We start from the raw sequence: 15,577 nt of genomic DNA, 5'->3' as shown, positions 1-15,577 counted from the left end.
TTATTAACTAAATAAATGAAAAGACTCGAATTTATAATTTCTGGAAACCTTTACTTGAAAGAAAAAACCAAAAATACAAGTTAGAATCTTATCAAATGCTACTTTCTAGATCAATGGTTTTCAAAGAGAAGACGAGTAAAAATATCCTAAAGAATCGTTACTCATCTTCTGTTGGGAAAGAAGAGGGCAAAGACTGTTCGCAAGCATTCGCTGTCTCTATTTCTTCTTCAGGGAAAATAATCGTCTGATCACCTGACAATAAAGTATTGATTACATCGGAACTTTCAGTAACTAATGCTTGTAAAGACTCATCCAAATCTGCGGAGGTCGCTGTAGGATCAGAGACGGCTTGAGAAATGATCTCAGAAATTAATTTCTCTGGAGGAGGTAGTAACGAAAACTTCTTCTGCTCACCTAACTTATTTTCTTGTGATTCTTCCCAAAGTTCTTCAGTAACAGTGTCAATAATCTCTTGAGATGATCCTACTACTTCCGATACTTCTTTATTAGTTTTCTTACGCCCTTGTTTTTTCTTCTCTTTCCATTTATCTCCCTTATGCTCCTTTTTCTCTTTTCTCGTTGTAGAATGAGGAGCAGGTGCCGCAGGAGTTTCTAGAGGAGTTTCAACTGCAACGGTTTCCGAAACGCTTTCTTCCACAACTGCTACAGGAGCTGCTTTAGGTAACTTAATTAAAGCTTCTCGACCTCCTGCAATTTTAATACCGCGATCTAAACCTACAGCTTTAAGATTGATCTTAGTATCTCGGACTTCCATCACTTCATAATCGCCAGCAGGAACGATAAACGGTTTGCTATGATCACAATTGCGGAGAAAACACGTATTCCCTAAAGAGATCACTTCAACTGCTTCAACAACAAAAGGATCCTGAGAAAGCTGCTTAGTGTTACGAATTGACAGTTTGTACCCTTCCCTCGAAGTAATAACAGTTTCAATAACTGGATCTCTTGTAAAATACACGAATTTAACCTTTTATTTAGAGTTCTTTGCTACATACTCTAATAAATCAACTATGCGGGTTGCATATCCTATCTCATTATCATACCAAGCAACTAGTTTGAAAAAGCGATCAGTTAAGGCTATCCCTGCGCCGGCATCAAATATAGAAGAATATTCACATCCTATAAAATCAGAAGAAACGACTTCTTGATCTGTATAACCTAAAATCCCACTTAAATGAGCTTCTGAAGCTTCTTTAACAACCTTACATATTTCTTCATATGAGGTTGACTTCTGCAATCTTACAGTAAGGTCAACTACAGAAACATCAGCCACAGGAACTCTAAACGCCATCCCAGTTAATTTATTCTTGAGTTCAGGCAAACATAGAGCAACAGCTTTCGCAGCTCCAGTAGAAGCAGGAATGATATTTTGAAAAGCGCCTCTACCACCTCTCCAATCTTTTTTTGAAGGACCGTCTACAACGCTTTGTGTGGCTGTAGCGGCATGCACGGTGGTCATTAAACCTTCTTCTATACCAAAACTATCCAATAAAACCTTAGCTAAGGGAGCGAGACAATTTGTAGTACAGGAAGCATTAGAAATAATTAGATCTTTTTCAGGATCAAACTTATGTTCATTTACTCCCATGACAAATGTGGGGACATCACCTTTTGCAGGAGCTGTAATCAAAACACGTTTAGCACCAGAAGCGAGATGTTTTTCTGCATCTTCTTTTTTAGTGAACAAACCTGTACTTTCGATGACAATATCTACACCTAGATCCTTCCAGGGAAGCTTTTGAACGTCAGATTGAGCTAACAATTGAATTCTACGACCATCAACAACGAGACAGCCATTTTCATGAGATACTTCTGCTGGGAAGCGGCCGTGAGTAGAATCATATTTAAACAGGTATGTTAACGCTTCTCCTGGGACAAGATCATTAACAGCCACAACTTCGATAGAAGAATTTCTTTTCAGAAATTGTCTTAAAACTAATCTTCCTATCCGACCAAAACCGTTAATTACAACTTTCATCGCTATTCCCTAGTAGTCAGTGTTACAAAAAAAACAGTCTAATTAGCTAAAAATTCTATAATACACTTTCGTGCATTATCACCAACTCTATTTTGCATTTTCAAAATACGAGTGTAGCCACCATTTCTAGAGACAAAGCGAGAACCTAACTCATCGAATAGCTTATTGATCACCTTACGATCTACGTTATACACCGACAAGTCACCACCTTTAGCTTGACGAGCTTCTTTGCTTGTCAACTTATTGTATCGAATCATTAGCCTAGCAACAGCTAAACGTCTTGCAGCCAATGTATTTTTCTTAGCTAAAGTAATCATCTTATCTGCATGACGACGCAACTCTTTTGCTTTAGGCAAAGTAGTTTCTATTCTTTCCTGGTGGATTAGAGATTTTAACATGTTAGCTAACATACAACGATTATGCGCAGAAGTACGACCAACTCTAAATTTCTTTCTAGCGTGTTGCATAGACTTAATTATCCCTTACCGTTTTTAGACCGAATCTTATCGGCATACCACTTCATTTTTTCTTTTACGTTGTCCAAACCAACGCCGAACTGACTAAGATCCATGCCCAATTCTAACTTCATTTCTTTTAACTTGTTTTTAATCTCACAGAGAGACTTTTTACCAAAGTTTCTGAACTGTAGCAAGCGAGGCTCTGGCATAATCACCAATTCCCCTATGGTTTCAATGTTTGCATTAGACAAACAGTTTGTGGATCTTACAGATAACTCGATCTCGTTAATACCTAAAACTAACTTATGAAGAATATCGTCTTTATTTTCTTTTTCGAGAGAAATGGCTTCTTCAAAGACAATCTTCTTTTCATCCATTTTTTCAAAAATGGAGAAATGCTTGGTTAAAATTTGTGTAGAAAAGGCTAAAGCTTCCTTAGGGGATACTCTACCATCTGTTTCTACATGCAAAATCAAACGATCGAAATCTGTATCTTGACCGACACGAGTATCTTCTACAAAGTAATTTACCAAGACAACGGGTGAGAAAGCTGCGTCTAAAACAATTTCATTTACACCCTTATCCTCAAGGACAATTCTTTCAGATGTAGTATAACCTCTGCCAAAAGCAACTCTTAAAGTAATATCTAATTGCATAGGCTGTGTCACAGTGAAAATCACATAATCGGGGTTCACGGATTCAAACCCGCCTTCTTGCAACAAATCAGCCAATGTAACAGCTTTCTGACCACCACAGGCAGCTAAATCAGAAGCGTCTATAGAAACTTTAGACTTTAATAATTGAGTACAACGGCCATTTTCACTGTCTTGGAAAGGATACTTCTTTAATAAAGCTCCCTTCAAATTCAAGATAATATTTGTTACATCTTCTATAATTCCGTTAATTGCCATGTACTCATGAAGCACACCAGTCATAGAGAAAGAAATAATTGCAGGAGCTTCTAAACCTATGAGCAAAGCTCTTCTCAAAGCATTACCTAAAGTATGACCCATACCTCTTTCTAAAGGCTCTGCTATGAAACTCGCCTGCTTATCAACTGATCCCCCGCTACCTTCTACAGCCATCATTTTGACTGACTCTGGCAATTCAAATTTATCGTAAAGTAAATTTTGTGAACAATCCGACATCCCTTTCTCCTCCCCTAAAACTACACTCTGCGCCTTTTTCTTGGCCGACAACCATTGTGAGGAACAGGAGTTTCGTCACGGATGACAGAAACAACTAAACCAGCGGCTATGAGAGCGCGGACTGCAGATTCTCTACCAGCTCCGGTGCCTTTTAAACACACTTCGACTTCCTTAAGGCCAGAATTCATAGCAATTTTTGCAGCGTCTTGTGCGGCCACCGTTGCAGCAAAAGCAGACGACTTACGAGATCCGGAATATCCAACTTTTCCAGCTGAAGCCCAAGAGATAGTATTCCCTGCAGGGTCTGTTATAGACACAATCGTATTGTTGAAGGTAGCCTTAACATGAACAATGCCTGAAGGAATATTCTTTAACTGTTTTCTTTTTACGCCTTTTTTCTGCGCTTGATGTTTAACCAAAACACGTTCTCCTAAAAAAATTATTTCTTCTTACCTGCGACCGTTTTACGCTTACCCTTACGCGTGCGAGAATTTGTCTTTGTTCTCTGTCCTCTTACAGGCAATGAAAGACGATGTCTTTGCCCACGATAAGCGTGAATAGAGATCAATCTTTTAATGTCTGACTGCACACGACGTCGCAAGTCCCCTTCAACTACATAATCTGATTGCAGGAGAGAATTGAGGCGGCCTATTTCCTCCTCCGTCAATTCAGCAGCCCTAGCTTCAGGATTTAATTGCAGCTTTGCAATAATCTCTTCAGAAAGAGCTGGCCCTATCCCATAAATATATGTAAGACTTATTTTTAGTTTTTTCTTCGCAGGAATATCAATTCCAATGATGCGTGGCATACGCAGGGCCTCCCTTAAAGTAGTATAAGCATCTTAGGTCAAAAATTGTTATTTTTCAATGCCTTCCTTTGGAACGATCTTTTTTCAAAAAACTATCGTACCGACGCATAAGTAAAAAGGCATCCACTTGTTTCATCGTATCCAAAACCACACCAACTACGATCAACATTGCTGTACCGCCCAAAAAATAACTCACATTAGCATCTACATTAAGAACGCGTCCCAAAATAGATGGCAAAATGGCAATAACAGCTAAGAACACCGCTCCTAATAAAGTAACGCGGTTCATGGTATATTCCAAATACGTTTGTGTAGGCTTCCCTTGTCGAATTCCAGGAATAAAGGCATTATTCTTTTTCATTTCAGAAGCAATTTGTTCTGGATGGAACTGTGTTGCCGTCCAAAAATAAGTAAAGAATATGATAAGCAGAACGTAACATGAAGAATACACCCAGCTACCTGGGGATAACATCATAGCGACTCGCTTAAGCCACGAAGAATCCGAAGACATGAATTGTCCTATAGTCGCAGGAAACATTAGCAAAGACGAAGCAAAAATAACGGGGATAACGCCTGCATAGTTAACCTTTAACGGCAAGTAGGACCCGCCTCCAGGGATTTCTCTCCTACCAATTACTCTACGTGCGTATTGCACGGGAATTTTTCTCACACCTTCTATAATCAATATCGTTGTGACGAGAACAAATACAAAAATCAAGCACAGCAACAAGAGTGAGAATAAACCTAATTGAGAAGGATCTTGCGAACCCAGGTTTAGCTTATTTACTATGGATCCCAAAACAGATGGAAACGAAGCTAAAATTCCAAGGCTAATAATTAAGCTGACACCATTCCCAATACCTCTATCAGAAATCTGTTCGCCTATCCACATGAGCAACAATGTTCCTGTTGTCATAACAATAACTGTTGTCAGATAGAATATCCAAGGAGCTCCGAATAATTTAGATGACAACAAAGTTGGAAGAACAATACCAGGAATCGACATGTTCATTTTTAAAGCGAACTTAGCAAAAAGCAGCGATTGTATACATGCCAAGCCGACTGTAAATAAACGAGTTAATCTACCTATCTTTCTTTTACCTTGATCAGGGCTTTCCCGCATTTCTCTTTGTATAGATGGCATAAATACTAGGAGAAGTTGCACTATAATGGATGCTGAAATGTAGGGAACCACACCTAAGGCAATAACCGTCATTTGAGCAAAGGCTCCTCCAGAAAAAATATCAGCTAACTGAAATAAATTCTGGCTAGAACCTAGTAATTGTTTAAAGTAGGCTACAGCGCGTTCTCCGTTAATTCCTGGAACAGGAATGAACACGCCAATCCGGCAGGCCGCAAGCAAAGCAAATGTAAAAAATAACTTCTGCCTTAACTCAGCAATGGAAAATATCTGTCGTAAAGTTGTCATAGTCGGGCCTGAAAATTCTTATCTTTAAGCAACACCAATAAGGTTTCGTACTCCTTGAGACAATACTACGTTAGCGTCCTTCCAGATAAACGTTTTTTCTAAGTCGCCTTTAACGATCACTTTTACTCTAATCGCGCGCTTATCTATAGCTTTTTTCTGTTTCAAAGCTTCTAAAGTAATTTCTTCTCCCTCGCTGAACAAAGCGTTCAAACGTTGAGTTGTGATTTCTTCTACACATTTATCAAAACGTGCGTGAGAAAATCCTCTTGTAGGGACTCTTCTATAAAGAGGAACTCCGCCCCCTTCATAACCAAAGCGACGTTTATAACCAGAACGGCTTCCGTCACCCTTATGGCCTCGACAACTTGTCTTACCATGACCAGAGCTAGGCCCGCGGCCTAAGAGTTTTGTTCTTCTCTTACGTGGTGAAGGATCTTGTAACGATTCTAATTTAATCATGTGTCACTTTTCTCCTTGTTAAAACGTCTTTCCTGCTAGAAAGACTCAAGAGAGCTTTAAAAGCAGCCTTTACTTGGTTCATAGGGTTATTGGAGCCCAAACTTTTAGCCACAATATTCTTAACCCCAGCCATTTCCAAAATCAAACGAATTCTAGAACCTGCAACAATTCCAGTTCCTGGCTTAGCAGGCTTCAAAAGCAATTGAGCTCCGTCCTGATCAACTAGAACTTCATGAGGAATAGAGTCACCTTCCAAAGATTCAATGGTGATTAGATTTTTTCTAGCTGCTTCTCCGCCTTTACGAATAGCATCTGTTAACTCATTAGCTTTGGCAAAACCGTAGCCCAAGCGTCCCTTACCGTCACCCACTAAAATAAGCGCGGAAAAACTAAACTTGCGACCGCCCTTGACTACTTTTGAACAACGATTGACAACAAGAACTTTCTCCTCTAGCTGATCTTCTTTGTGAGAATTCTTTGATAACGTCATCTCTTTAAACCTTCATTAAAACTGTAACCCGCCTTCTCTAGCACCGTCAGCTACCATGGCAATAATTCCATGATACTTGAAAGGGCCGCGATCGAAAACAACTCGATCTACTTGAAGACTTTTCCCTATCTCGGCAATTTGAACTCCTAACGCTTTAGCGACGCCTTGGTTCTTCTTAACTAACCCGGCAGCCTTACTGGATTTGGCTATAGTTGAGACAGAAGCCAAAGTTTTGCCAATAGAGTCATCAATTAATTGTACATAGATATGCTTGTTAGTTTTCACAACAGACAAACGAGGCTTCAAAGAAGAGCCTCTCAAGACTTTACGCACTCTTAAAGCCCTACGAACCTTTTTTTCAGACTTCTTGAATAACGAATTTTCCATAACTTAACTCTGCCTTGCTATACTATTTTTTACCTGTTTTTGCCGCTTTTCCAGCCTTACGACGGACATACTCGTTTTCATAGCGGATACCCTTACCTTTATAGGGCTCAGGTTTACGTTTAGCACGGATATTAGCAGCGAATTCCCCAACTAACTGTTTATTTATCCCCTTCACAGATATTATCGTATTCTTTTCAACACTCACTTGAATATCTGCAGGGATAGGAATCTTCGTAGGATGAGAAACCCCAATAGACAAATCTAAAATAGATCCTTGAACGGAAGCTCTAAAACCAACCCCTATCATTTCCAAACGCTTCTCGAATCCTACACTAACCCCTTGAACCATATTGGAAATTAATGCCCAAAATAAACCTTGCATGCGACTTGGTCTGTCAACCACATGAGGAGCAGGATGAACAAAAACCTCCCTACCTTTTATGTCGATGACTACTTCTGGAGCTAATACTTGTTTTAAAGAGCCCTTAGGACCTTTTACCAAGATTTCATTATTTTGAATGGAGACCTCTACTCCTTGAGGGAGCACAATAGGGTCTCGAGCTTTACGAGACATTCCTTACCGTCCTATAAATTCTTTTATCCTGTTACCAAACTAAACAGAGTAGTTCACCACCAATATTTTTAGCCCGAGCTGTTGACCCGTCCAAAACTCCTTGTGATGTGGAGAGGACGGAAATACCCATATTCCCGAAAACATAAGGAATCTTCGCTGCAGGGACATAAACCCTTCTTGAGGGTTTAGAAACCCGCTTTAGTTGGCGTATCACAGGCTTACGGTCATTAGTATATTGTAAAAAAATACGCATTGTACGCTTACGATGCTCTTCTTTTATCAAATAATGTGCTAAAAATCCGTGTTGTTTCAGAATTTTTACAATCGCTTCACGCATTTTACTGTGTTCTAAATCTACGTACAAATGCTCTGCCTTCAAAGCATTTCGGATCCTTGTTAATAAATCGGCTATAGTATCACTTGTCATGCCCATACTGATCTTATATCTCCCCTATTGAGCCTTCTTAAAGCGCAAACCCATCAACTCTAAAAGAGTGGTGCATTCTACATCTGTTTGTGCTGTAGTTACCCAGGTAATATTCATTCCTTGAGTTCTCTTAACGCGGTCTAAATCCACTTCGGGGAAAATCTGCTGATCGTCCAATCCTAATGAATAGCATCCGCGTCCATCTCCTTTACTTGAGAAACCGCGAAAGTCGCGAATTCTAGGAGAGACAATGTGACAAAAACGATCCATAAAATCGTACATACGTTGGCCACGTAGTGTAACTTTTGCTCCTATGCCTTGTCCTTCACGAAGCTTGAAGCCAGCGATAGAATTTCTAGCCTTTGTGACCAAAGGTTTTTGTCCAGAAATCATAGAAAGTTCGTCTAAATGAGCTTGGAAAAGATTTTTATCTTTAGCAGCTTCTGCAAGACCCATGCTTATTACAATTTTTTTAAGAACAGGGATTTGCATGGTATTGCTATATCCAAACTTTTCTTGGAGGGTCTTTCGGATCTCTTCGGTATATAGTTTTTTTAACCTGCTCATATTAACCTTTTCTCTCTTTCACAGAACGATATAGTTTAGAGGTGCCATCAGAAGACTTATTCCACAACTCTCGTCCATTCTCAGTAACTTTGACAGAAAGTTTTGCTGGAGCTCCATCTATACTTAAACGAACGTTAGAAATATGTATCGGAGCTTCAATATTAATCCTTTTACCTTTTGGATTTTCTTGACTACGCTTGATATTTTTCGTACGAACGTTGACTCCTTCAACGACCACTTTATTTTTTTCTCTGAGACAAGATAAAACTTTACCTTGTTTGCCTTTGTCGTTCCCGGCTAGCACATAAACAGTGTCGCCAACACAAACACTACGTCTTTTCATATCTTTTCTTATCCTTAAATCACCTCAGGAGCCAAAGAACTAATTTTCACAAAGCCACGATCGCGAATTTCTCGAGCTATCGGACCAAAAATTCGTGTTCCTTTGGGATTCCCTTTTTCATCGATAATTACGCAACTATTAGTATCGAATTTCAAAGAAGAACCATCTTTTCTAAGAATATTGCGGCGTGTTCTCACTATTACAGCTTTAACCACATCACCCTTTTTCACAGAGCTATCAGGCTCAACATCTCTAACAGAACATACAATGACATCACCCACTGTAGCGTAACGTCTTCGAGAACCGCCTAAAACTTTAAAACACTTTACTCTTTTAGCCCCAGTATTATCGGCAACTTTTAACTGACTTTCTTGCTGAATCATAACTGCATCCACCCAATGTTGCTAATCTACCAAACTAACTTACACGCTCAACAACACGCCATCTTTTCAACTTAGACAGAGGTCGTGTTTCTTGAATTTTAACTTTATCGCCTTCAGAAACACCTAGACCATCATGAGCATAAAACTTCCTAGAGTCTCTAACAACTTTGGCATACTGAGGATGAGAATATATCCTTTCAACTCGAACAACTACGGTTTTATCCATTTTTGACGAGACAACAACACCAATCTTGGTTTTTCTAAGGCCTCTTACTTCACTAGCCATCGACTTTTCCTTCTTTTTCTTGTTTGACCGTCATAGATCGAGCTATGGTTTTCTTATACATAGAGAACAAGTGCGTCTTCACTGCTTTATTTTGCAAAGCGGCCTCGGCTCTTAAAGAAAAAAGAGCTTTCTTATTTTCATGGATAAACGCGTCTAACTCAACTAGACTTTTTTGTCTAAGCTCAGCTAATAATTTCTTTTTTACTGACATATGAACTTATACCCTTTCAACCCGCTTAACAAAACGTGTTCTTATTCCCAATTTCGCTGCAGCTCTTCTTAAAGCGTCTTGAGCATCTTCTCTTGAGACATTAGCCACTTCAAAAAGAATTCTCCCTGGGCGAACTACGGCTACCCAATGATCAGGAGCCCCTTTACCTTTACCCATACGAGTTTCTGCAGGCTTTTTAGTTACGCTTTTATCGGGGAAAATACGAATCCAAACTTTTCCCCTACGTTTTAAATATCTATTGATAGCAATCCTGCAAGCTTCTATTTGCCGACTAGTTACCCATCCTCTTTCCAAGGTCTGCATTCCAAATTCGCCAAAATCAACAAAAGTAGCCCCCTTGCTTAGGCCTGCAAATTGACCTTTTTGCTGTTTGCGAAATTTTGTTCGTTTAGGCATCAACATAATAATTCACACTCTCTTATTTACAGCTACTGTACAACGGGAGCAGCAGTGCCAACATTGGAACTAGCTGTAGAGGCTTTTTCCCCAAGATTAATCCAAACTTTTACGCCGATAATTCCGTAAGTAGTTGCTGCAGATGCTGCGGCGTAATCAATATCAGCTCTCAACGTATGTAGAGGAACACGACCGTTTTTATACCATTCGGAACGAGCGATTTCAGCTCCTGCTAATCTTCCAGAAACCTGGATTTTCACACCTACAGCTCCTGCGTCCATAACAGACTGCATAGCTTTTTTCATGGCCCGTCTAAAAGAAACACGGCGTTCAATTTGTCTAGCAATATTGTCTGCAACTAATTTTGCATTTAATTCGGGGCGTTTAATTTCTGCGATTTCTACCCAAACTTCTTTACCAGTAAGCTTTCTTAGCTCTTCTTTTAAAAGATCTACCTCAGCGCCTTTTTTCCCGATAACTAGTCCTGGACGAGCTGTCTGGATTGTAACTTCAATCTTACCGCTCATACGTCTCACAACAAAGCCCGCAGCCCCTTGACAAGAAGGTTTTTTTCTTAAGAATTCTCGAATTTTCACATCTTCAATAAGAAATTTACCAAATTCTTGCTTGTTTCCGTACCAAAGGGAGCGCCATTTCTTGGTAACACCTGTACGAAAACCGATTGGACATCCTTTCTGACCCATAATTTCTCCTACCGCTCCTTCTCACCAACAATAACAGTTAAGTGGCTAGTGCGTTTTAAAATTGGGGATCGTCCTCCCCGACTTTTTGATTTAGCTCGCTTATATACAGGGCCTGCATCCACTCTGACTTCGATAACGTTTAGTTTCTCACGTTTTACATTGTCATGAAGCTCAGCATTAGCTACAGCGCTATCTAAGACTTTTTTTAGACATCTTCCAGCTTTCAACTGAGAAAAACTCAACTGTTGCTGAGCTTCCGTAACACTTAGATTTCTCATAAGCCCAGCAGCTAGTCGGGCCTTGCGAGGCTGAACCCGTATGTAGCGGGCGGTCGCTTTAAACATGACTTGTCTCCTTTAGACTTACCCTTTCTTCACGGGATGACTTTTAAATATTCTTGTTGGTGAAAATTCTCCCAACTTGTGTCCTACCATAGTTTCCGAAACAAACACTGTTAGAAACTTTTTCCCGTTATGAACTTCAAATGTATGGCCTATCATTTCAGGGGTAATCATAGAACGACGAGACCAGGTTTTAATTGGAGTTTTTTTCTCCAATAAGTTCATAGCACGTACTTTTTTTATCAGACTGTGATCAACAAAAGGACCCTTTCTTAACGATCTACTCATAATCCCTATTTCCTACGATCTTTAACTATCCACTTATTGCTTTTACGCTTATCACGAGTTTTTAATCCTTTCGTGACTTTACCCCAAGGAGTACGAGGAATATAACCGTTATGACGGCCTTCACCACCTCCGTGAGGGTGATCAACAGGGTTCATAGCAGTACCACGAACGGTTGGGCGAATGCCTTTCCAACGTTTTCTTCCTGCTTTACCATCAACACATAAATTGTGATCTGAATTAGAAACTTCGCCGATAGTCGCTCGACAACCTTCATTTAACATGCGAAATTCGCCTGAAGGCATTTTTAATGTAACATATCCTGGAGTTTTAGCAATCACCTGAGCAGCTAAACCTGCGGATCTTACTAATTTCCCTCCAGAATGGGGTCTCATCTCAATATTATGAACAGTTGACCCTAAAGGCATACTTTTTAAAGTCATACAACAACCCAATTTGAAAGGGCTGCCTTCTCCTGAGATCACTTGATCTCCTCTTTTTATGCCTTTTGGAGCAAGTATGTAACGTTTTTCTCCATCGGCATAACTCAATAAAGCGATGTAAGCGGAACGATTTGGATCGTACTCAACAGAAACTACTTTAGCTTCGATACCATCTTTATTGCGCTTAAAGTCGATCACTCGATACAGGCGCTTAGCTCCTCCACCGCGATGACGGCAGGAAATGTGACCTAAATTATCACGACCACCGGAACTCTTTTTGAAAAATGATAGTTTTTTATTTGGTCGAACGCTTTTTCTCGTTTTCTTTCCTGACAACTCTCCCTGTGTGGTCAGCTCATCAAAAGCCGGAAGAACCAACTGTCTAGTTCCTGGAGTTACTGGCTTAAACTTTTTAAACATGTTTTTCTTCCCTCTAATAGATTACCCGATAGAATGGCCTTCATAGAAAGTCACAACTGCCTTCTTAAATCCAGCAGTCTTTCCTTTTCGCTTTCCGCGAAACATTCGGGCTGGCTGGGGCTTCACACATATCGTGTTTACACTTTTAACTTTTACTTTTTTATCCGCATAAATAGATTCTAAAGCTTGAGCAATTAAAGGCTTAGTAGCGTTGCTATCCACGATAAATGTATACTTTGGATGCTTACAGTAACTACCTTTCTTTTTGCCCTCACCATTCCCAAGACTCAAACCTTCTAGTGTTTTAGCCTTCTCGGTTACATAATGCCGTTTGATTACATCATAAGGATCTTTCATGTCCTAAAATTCCCTTTTAATCTTTCATTGCAGAAATAAGATGCCCGGAGAGTCTATTAAGAGCCTTTTCGGAAATCACTATATTGCGGGCAGAGACTAGGTCATATCCATTGATATTCATTCCATACGTAAAACCGCGCACAGCAGGCAGATTACGCAAGCTTAGTCTTAAACTTTCGTTATTTTGAGCATGCTCTAAATCATCGATGAAAAGCACCCCGCGACATTCCACATTACAGGATTTTAAAAATCTCAAAGCTTCTTTTGTCTTTGGAGAAGTTAAACTGTTCGTGAATACACTGTCATCAGCTACAATCAAATGATTCGTTTGAATCTTTTGAGATAACAACAAACGAATTGCTGCTCTTTTCTCTTTTTTATTAATACGAACGTGTTGATCAAATTTAGGCTTAGGGCCAAAAACGATACCCCCTCCTCGAAACTGAGGAGCTGCTAAACACCCTTGACGAGCATTTCCTGTACCTTTTTGTCTAAAAGGCTTTTTAGTAGAATGGCTTACTTCTGAACGATTTCTCGTACATGCGGACCACTGTCTCTTATTGGCGCGGATGGCCACAAGATAGTCCTTCACTAATTGAAGTCCACTTCCTTCCTGAGCAAAAAAGGCATCTGGTAATTCCACCTCTCCTGCCTTATTCCCAAAAAAATCAAACTTTGATAATAAAACCATTAGGACCTCTTCTGCATTACCCTTTTGCTCTGGAAGAACGTCTGACGACAACAACAGAACCTCTAGGACCAGGAATTGCTCCCTTCACTAGCAAAACTTTTTTCTCTAAATCTATTTTTATTACTTCTAAATTCTTAACAGTTACGTTCACAGTACCCATATGGCTAGGACGTTTACTTCCTGGGAAGCATCGTCCAGGAGTCGACCGCATTCCTATAGAACCGGCATGACGATGGAATCCTGAGCCGTGACTTTGAGGGCCTCCACGGAATCCAAATCTTTTCATGACCCCTTGAAATCCTTTACCTTTAGAAACACCGCTAACGTCTATGGAAGAAACACTTTCAAAGACTTCCAAACCGAACTCGCTTCCTAGAGAAACTTCATTTACGGCTTCTTCTGAAAGGCGAACTTCCTTTAACTCACGAAAAACACGAGAACCGGACTTTTTAAAATGTCCGATACTGGGTTTATTCACACGTTTGTGCAATGTTTTTTCTGGAACATTGATTTCATTGGCGCCCATTTGAATAGCGTTGTAACCATCTGTTGAATCAACTTTTATCTGAGTAACAACATTGGAACTCATGCTAATTACTGAACACGCAACTAGATTTCCATCTTTGTCAAAGACATGAATCATGCCTTCCTTTTTTCCCATTAAGCTAAGCTGAGATTGCATATATAATTACCCACTAATACAATGGCTGTCCGCGCTCAAGCGAGGGCAACCAGGCAAATCGTGATAGCATTTTTGTTCGTAGAATTCCCTAAAAAGAAAAGGAGCCTTTTCCTTAAGAAAATAAAGGGACAGGTTATCAGAGGGAGAAGATTTTTACAATAAGAAAAAACGGGAATGCCTTAATGAGAGAAAGATAAAAAGTTCTTATAAAATCTTAGTTCGCTAATAAATAAATCGCTTCTAGGTTTTCTAGAAGCGATTTACAATATTGGCGAAATTGACAAATCTTTTTCTTATGAATGAGCCCATGCGCTGTACAGACCGATACCGCTAGAAATGACAACAGCTCCTGATGTCACAGCCAATCGAACTGAAGCAGTGGTTGGGAAAGGAATTAATTTGACAACATCTGCTATCAATTCAAATGCTTTTTCTAAAATCGCTAATATAGTTTTTTTAACAACTGCAAGATGTGACTCTCTTAATTCTTGAGATACTTGATTATACACATCGACCGTCAAAGTTTCGGCGATTCTAGCATCTTCTAATCCTGCAGAAGCACGTTGATAGGCGCGGTTTTCATACATTAAGGAAGCAGCTCCTCCGATCACACTGGCAGCGTGGTTAGCTGTCATCATGTAGGTTACAGCATCGCCAAATCCTGTTTTCACATCTTTAGGAAGGAAAGGTTTGTGTGCGAGTTTGTTTGCTAACAGAACCGGACGGCATACCCCGAATGTTCCAATATATGTAGCTGCACCGACTGCAGAACAACCCTCTTTAATTGCGGCTAATGCGTGATCGCCCTTAGTCAGGTAGATTTTGTTATAAGGCAGCCCTTTCTCGGCGTTGCCAAGATCGTAGTGAGATTCTGGAGTGAAGCATTTCTTGATGTGTGCGAAGCAATTCTTTGAAGAGCTAATGCAACCGGGGATGGCGCCGTTAAAGACGTTACTTAAAGCCACAACAGATCTTGCTGTACCTAAAGTTCCGGCCACATTTCTAGCTGTCTCAAGAGAGGCTCCTGTATTTCCTGAACTTTCAATAACGCCACAACTAAACTCAGAAACTGATTTAGCGAATTTAAAGGCTTTATCTAAATTTTTAGTACTACCGACAAAACGCGCTAAATGATTATCTCTTCGAGTACAAAACATCTTCACGCAATTGCCAGCTACACCTCTGCGAGTTTTTTGCATTGCTGTTTGTATAAACACGTTTCGGCCTCCCATAGCCAGGGCAGCCACTTGTGGTGTTACAGATGCCAT

Annotated in this window: 26 protein-coding genes; all 26 read right to left on the bottom strand. The window is 40.0% G+C overall.

The window, feature by feature from the left end; translation table 11 throughout:
- Window positions 1-157: 157 nt before the first annotated feature.
- Window positions 158-979: a GrgA family transcription factor gene (grgA, locus tag CHAB577_RS00620; protein WP_011096837.1), complete on the bottom strand. Its 822-nt coding sequence runs from the start codon at window positions 977-979 to the stop codon at window positions 158-160.
- 12 nt (window positions 980-991) lie between these two features.
- On the bottom strand, window positions 992-1,999 hold the full coding sequence (gene gap / locus CHAB577_RS00615) for a type I glyceraldehyde-3-phosphate dehydrogenase (protein ID WP_011096836.1): 1,008 nt from the start codon (window positions 1,997-1,999) through the stop codon (window positions 992-994).
- A gap of 38 nt (window positions 2,000-2,037) precedes the next feature.
- Window positions 2,038-2,466, bottom strand: a complete 429-nt coding sequence (gene rplQ, locus CHAB577_RS00610) for a 50S ribosomal protein L17 (protein ID WP_006342790.1) — start codon at window positions 2,464-2,466, stop codon at window positions 2,038-2,040.
- Between the two features lie 8 nt (window positions 2,467-2,474).
- Window positions 2,475-3,605 carry a DNA-directed RNA polymerase subunit alpha gene (locus CHAB577_RS00605; protein ID WP_006343782.1) on the bottom strand — a complete coding sequence of 377 codons (1,131 nt, stop codon included), beginning with the start codon at window positions 3,603-3,605 and terminating at the stop codon, window positions 2,475-2,477.
- Window positions 3,606-3,625: 20 nt separating this feature from the next.
- A complete protein-coding gene (gene rpsK / locus CHAB577_RS00600; protein ID WP_011096835.1) occupies window positions 3,626-4,024 on the bottom strand; it encodes a 30S ribosomal protein S11 in 399 nt (132 codons plus the stop codon).
- A gap of 20 nt (window positions 4,025-4,044) precedes the next feature.
- Complete coding sequence (gene rpsM, locus CHAB577_RS00595) at window positions 4,045-4,413, bottom strand: 30S ribosomal protein S13 (protein ID WP_006342787.1); 369 nt, start codon at window positions 4,411-4,413, stop codon at window positions 4,045-4,047.
- A 55-nt stretch (window positions 4,414-4,468) separates the two neighbouring features.
- Window positions 4,469-5,842 (bottom strand): preprotein translocase subunit SecY, encoded by a 1,374-nt coding sequence (gene secY / locus CHAB577_RS00590; protein ID WP_011096834.1) that lies wholly within the window; start codon window positions 5,840-5,842, stop codon window positions 4,469-4,471.
- A gap of 24 nt (window positions 5,843-5,866) precedes the next feature.
- A complete protein-coding gene (rplO, locus tag CHAB577_RS00585) occupies window positions 5,867-6,301 on the bottom strand; it encodes a 50S ribosomal protein L15 (RefSeq protein ID WP_011096833.1) in 435 nt (144 codons plus the stop codon).
- On the bottom strand, window positions 6,294-6,791 hold the full coding sequence (gene rpsE / locus CHAB577_RS00580) for a 30S ribosomal protein S5 (RefSeq protein ID WP_006342784.1): 498 nt from the start codon (window positions 6,789-6,791) through the stop codon (window positions 6,294-6,296). The genes rplO and rpsE overlap by 8 nt, the downstream gene beginning before the upstream one ends.
- A 15-nt stretch (window positions 6,792-6,806) precedes the next feature.
- Window positions 6,807-7,178, bottom strand: a complete 372-nt coding sequence (gene rplR / locus CHAB577_RS00575) for a 50S ribosomal protein L18 (protein WP_006343778.1) — start codon at window positions 7,176-7,178, stop codon at window positions 6,807-6,809.
- Window positions 7,179-7,200: 22 nt separating this feature from the next.
- Window positions 7,201-7,752, bottom strand: coding sequence for a 50S ribosomal protein L6 (gene rplF / locus CHAB577_RS00570; protein ID WP_045071713.1), 552 nt, complete (start codon window positions 7,750-7,752; stop codon window positions 7,201-7,203).
- A gap of 31 nt (window positions 7,753-7,783) precedes the next feature.
- On the bottom strand, window positions 7,784-8,185 hold the full coding sequence (gene rpsH, locus CHAB577_RS00565; protein WP_006343776.1) for a 30S ribosomal protein S8: 402 nt from the start codon (window positions 8,183-8,185) through the stop codon (window positions 7,784-7,786).
- Window positions 8,186-8,203: 18 nt separating this feature from the next.
- The gene (gene rplE / locus CHAB577_RS00560) at window positions 8,204-8,746 is read right to left on the bottom strand and encodes a 50S ribosomal protein L5 (RefSeq protein WP_011096831.1); all 543 of its coding nucleotides are present in this window, start codon (window positions 8,744-8,746) and stop codon (window positions 8,204-8,206) included.
- A 1-nt stretch (window position 8,747) separates the two neighbouring features.
- The gene (gene rplX / locus CHAB577_RS00555; RefSeq protein WP_011096830.1) at window positions 8,748-9,089 is read right to left on the bottom strand and encodes a 50S ribosomal protein L24; all 342 of its coding nucleotides are present in this window, start codon (window positions 9,087-9,089) and stop codon (window positions 8,748-8,750) included.
- 14 nt (window positions 9,090-9,103) lie between these two features.
- Window positions 9,104-9,472, bottom strand: a complete 369-nt coding sequence (gene rplN, locus CHAB577_RS00550) for a 50S ribosomal protein L14 (RefSeq protein ID WP_006343773.1) — start codon at window positions 9,470-9,472, stop codon at window positions 9,104-9,106.
- A gap of 34 nt (window positions 9,473-9,506) precedes the next feature.
- Window positions 9,507-9,758: a 30S ribosomal protein S17 gene (gene rpsQ / locus CHAB577_RS00545; RefSeq protein WP_011096829.1), complete on the bottom strand. Its 252-nt coding sequence runs from the start codon at window positions 9,756-9,758 to the stop codon at window positions 9,507-9,509.
- Window positions 9,751-9,969, bottom strand: coding sequence for a 50S ribosomal protein L29 (gene rpmC / locus CHAB577_RS00540; protein ID WP_006343771.1), 219 nt, complete (start codon window positions 9,967-9,969; stop codon window positions 9,751-9,753). Before rpmC ends, rpsQ begins: the two co-directional genes overlap by 8 nt.
- 6 nt (window positions 9,970-9,975) lie before the next feature.
- A complete protein-coding gene (gene rplP / locus CHAB577_RS00535) occupies window positions 9,976-10,392 on the bottom strand; it encodes a 50S ribosomal protein L16 (protein ID WP_041461303.1) in 417 nt (138 codons plus the stop codon).
- Between the two features lie 26 nt (window positions 10,393-10,418).
- Entirely contained in the window at window positions 10,419-11,090 is a 672-nt protein-coding gene (rpsC, locus tag CHAB577_RS00530) for a 30S ribosomal protein S3 (protein WP_011096827.1), read from the bottom strand.
- Between the two features lie 8 nt (window positions 11,091-11,098).
- Window positions 11,099-11,434, bottom strand: a complete 336-nt coding sequence (gene rplV / locus CHAB577_RS00525; protein ID WP_006343768.1) for a 50S ribosomal protein L22 — start codon at window positions 11,432-11,434, stop codon at window positions 11,099-11,101.
- Window positions 11,435-11,452: 18 nt separating this feature from the next.
- Complete coding sequence (gene rpsS / locus CHAB577_RS00520; protein ID WP_006342772.1) at window positions 11,453-11,719, bottom strand: 30S ribosomal protein S19; 267 nt, start codon at window positions 11,717-11,719, stop codon at window positions 11,453-11,455.
- Between the two features lie 5 nt (window positions 11,720-11,724).
- Entirely contained in the window at window positions 11,725-12,579 is an 855-nt protein-coding gene (gene rplB / locus CHAB577_RS00515) for a 50S ribosomal protein L2 (RefSeq protein ID WP_006342771.1), read from the bottom strand.
- Window positions 12,580-12,600: 21 nt separating this feature from the next.
- Window positions 12,601-12,936, bottom strand: coding sequence for a 50S ribosomal protein L23 (locus tag CHAB577_RS00510; RefSeq protein WP_006343767.1), 336 nt, complete (start codon window positions 12,934-12,936; stop codon window positions 12,601-12,603).
- A 16-nt stretch (window positions 12,937-12,952) separates the two neighbouring features.
- Window positions 12,953-13,627 carry a 50S ribosomal protein L4 gene (gene rplD / locus CHAB577_RS00505; protein WP_006343766.1) on the bottom strand — a complete coding sequence of 225 codons (675 nt, stop codon included), beginning with the start codon at window positions 13,625-13,627 and terminating at the stop codon, window positions 12,953-12,955.
- A 16-nt stretch (window positions 13,628-13,643) separates the two neighbouring features.
- Complete coding sequence (gene rplC / locus CHAB577_RS00500) at window positions 13,644-14,309, bottom strand: 50S ribosomal protein L3 (protein ID WP_011096826.1); 666 nt, start codon at window positions 14,307-14,309, stop codon at window positions 13,644-13,646.
- 293 nt (window positions 14,310-14,602) lie between these two features.
- Window positions 14,603-15,577 carry a CT529 family inclusion membrane protein gene (locus CHAB577_RS00495; RefSeq protein WP_011096825.1) on the bottom strand — a complete coding sequence of 325 codons (975 nt, stop codon included), beginning with the start codon at window positions 15,575-15,577 and terminating at the stop codon, window positions 14,603-14,605.

Origin of the sequence: Chlamydia abortus, assembly GCF_002895085.1 — a bacterium.
Classification (GTDB): domain Bacteria; phylum Chlamydiota; class Chlamydiia; order Chlamydiales; family Chlamydiaceae; genus Chlamydia; species Chlamydia abortus.
The sequence above is the reverse complement of the archived record's forward strand: the minus strand, read 5'-3'. Positions and strand labels throughout refer to the sequence as shown.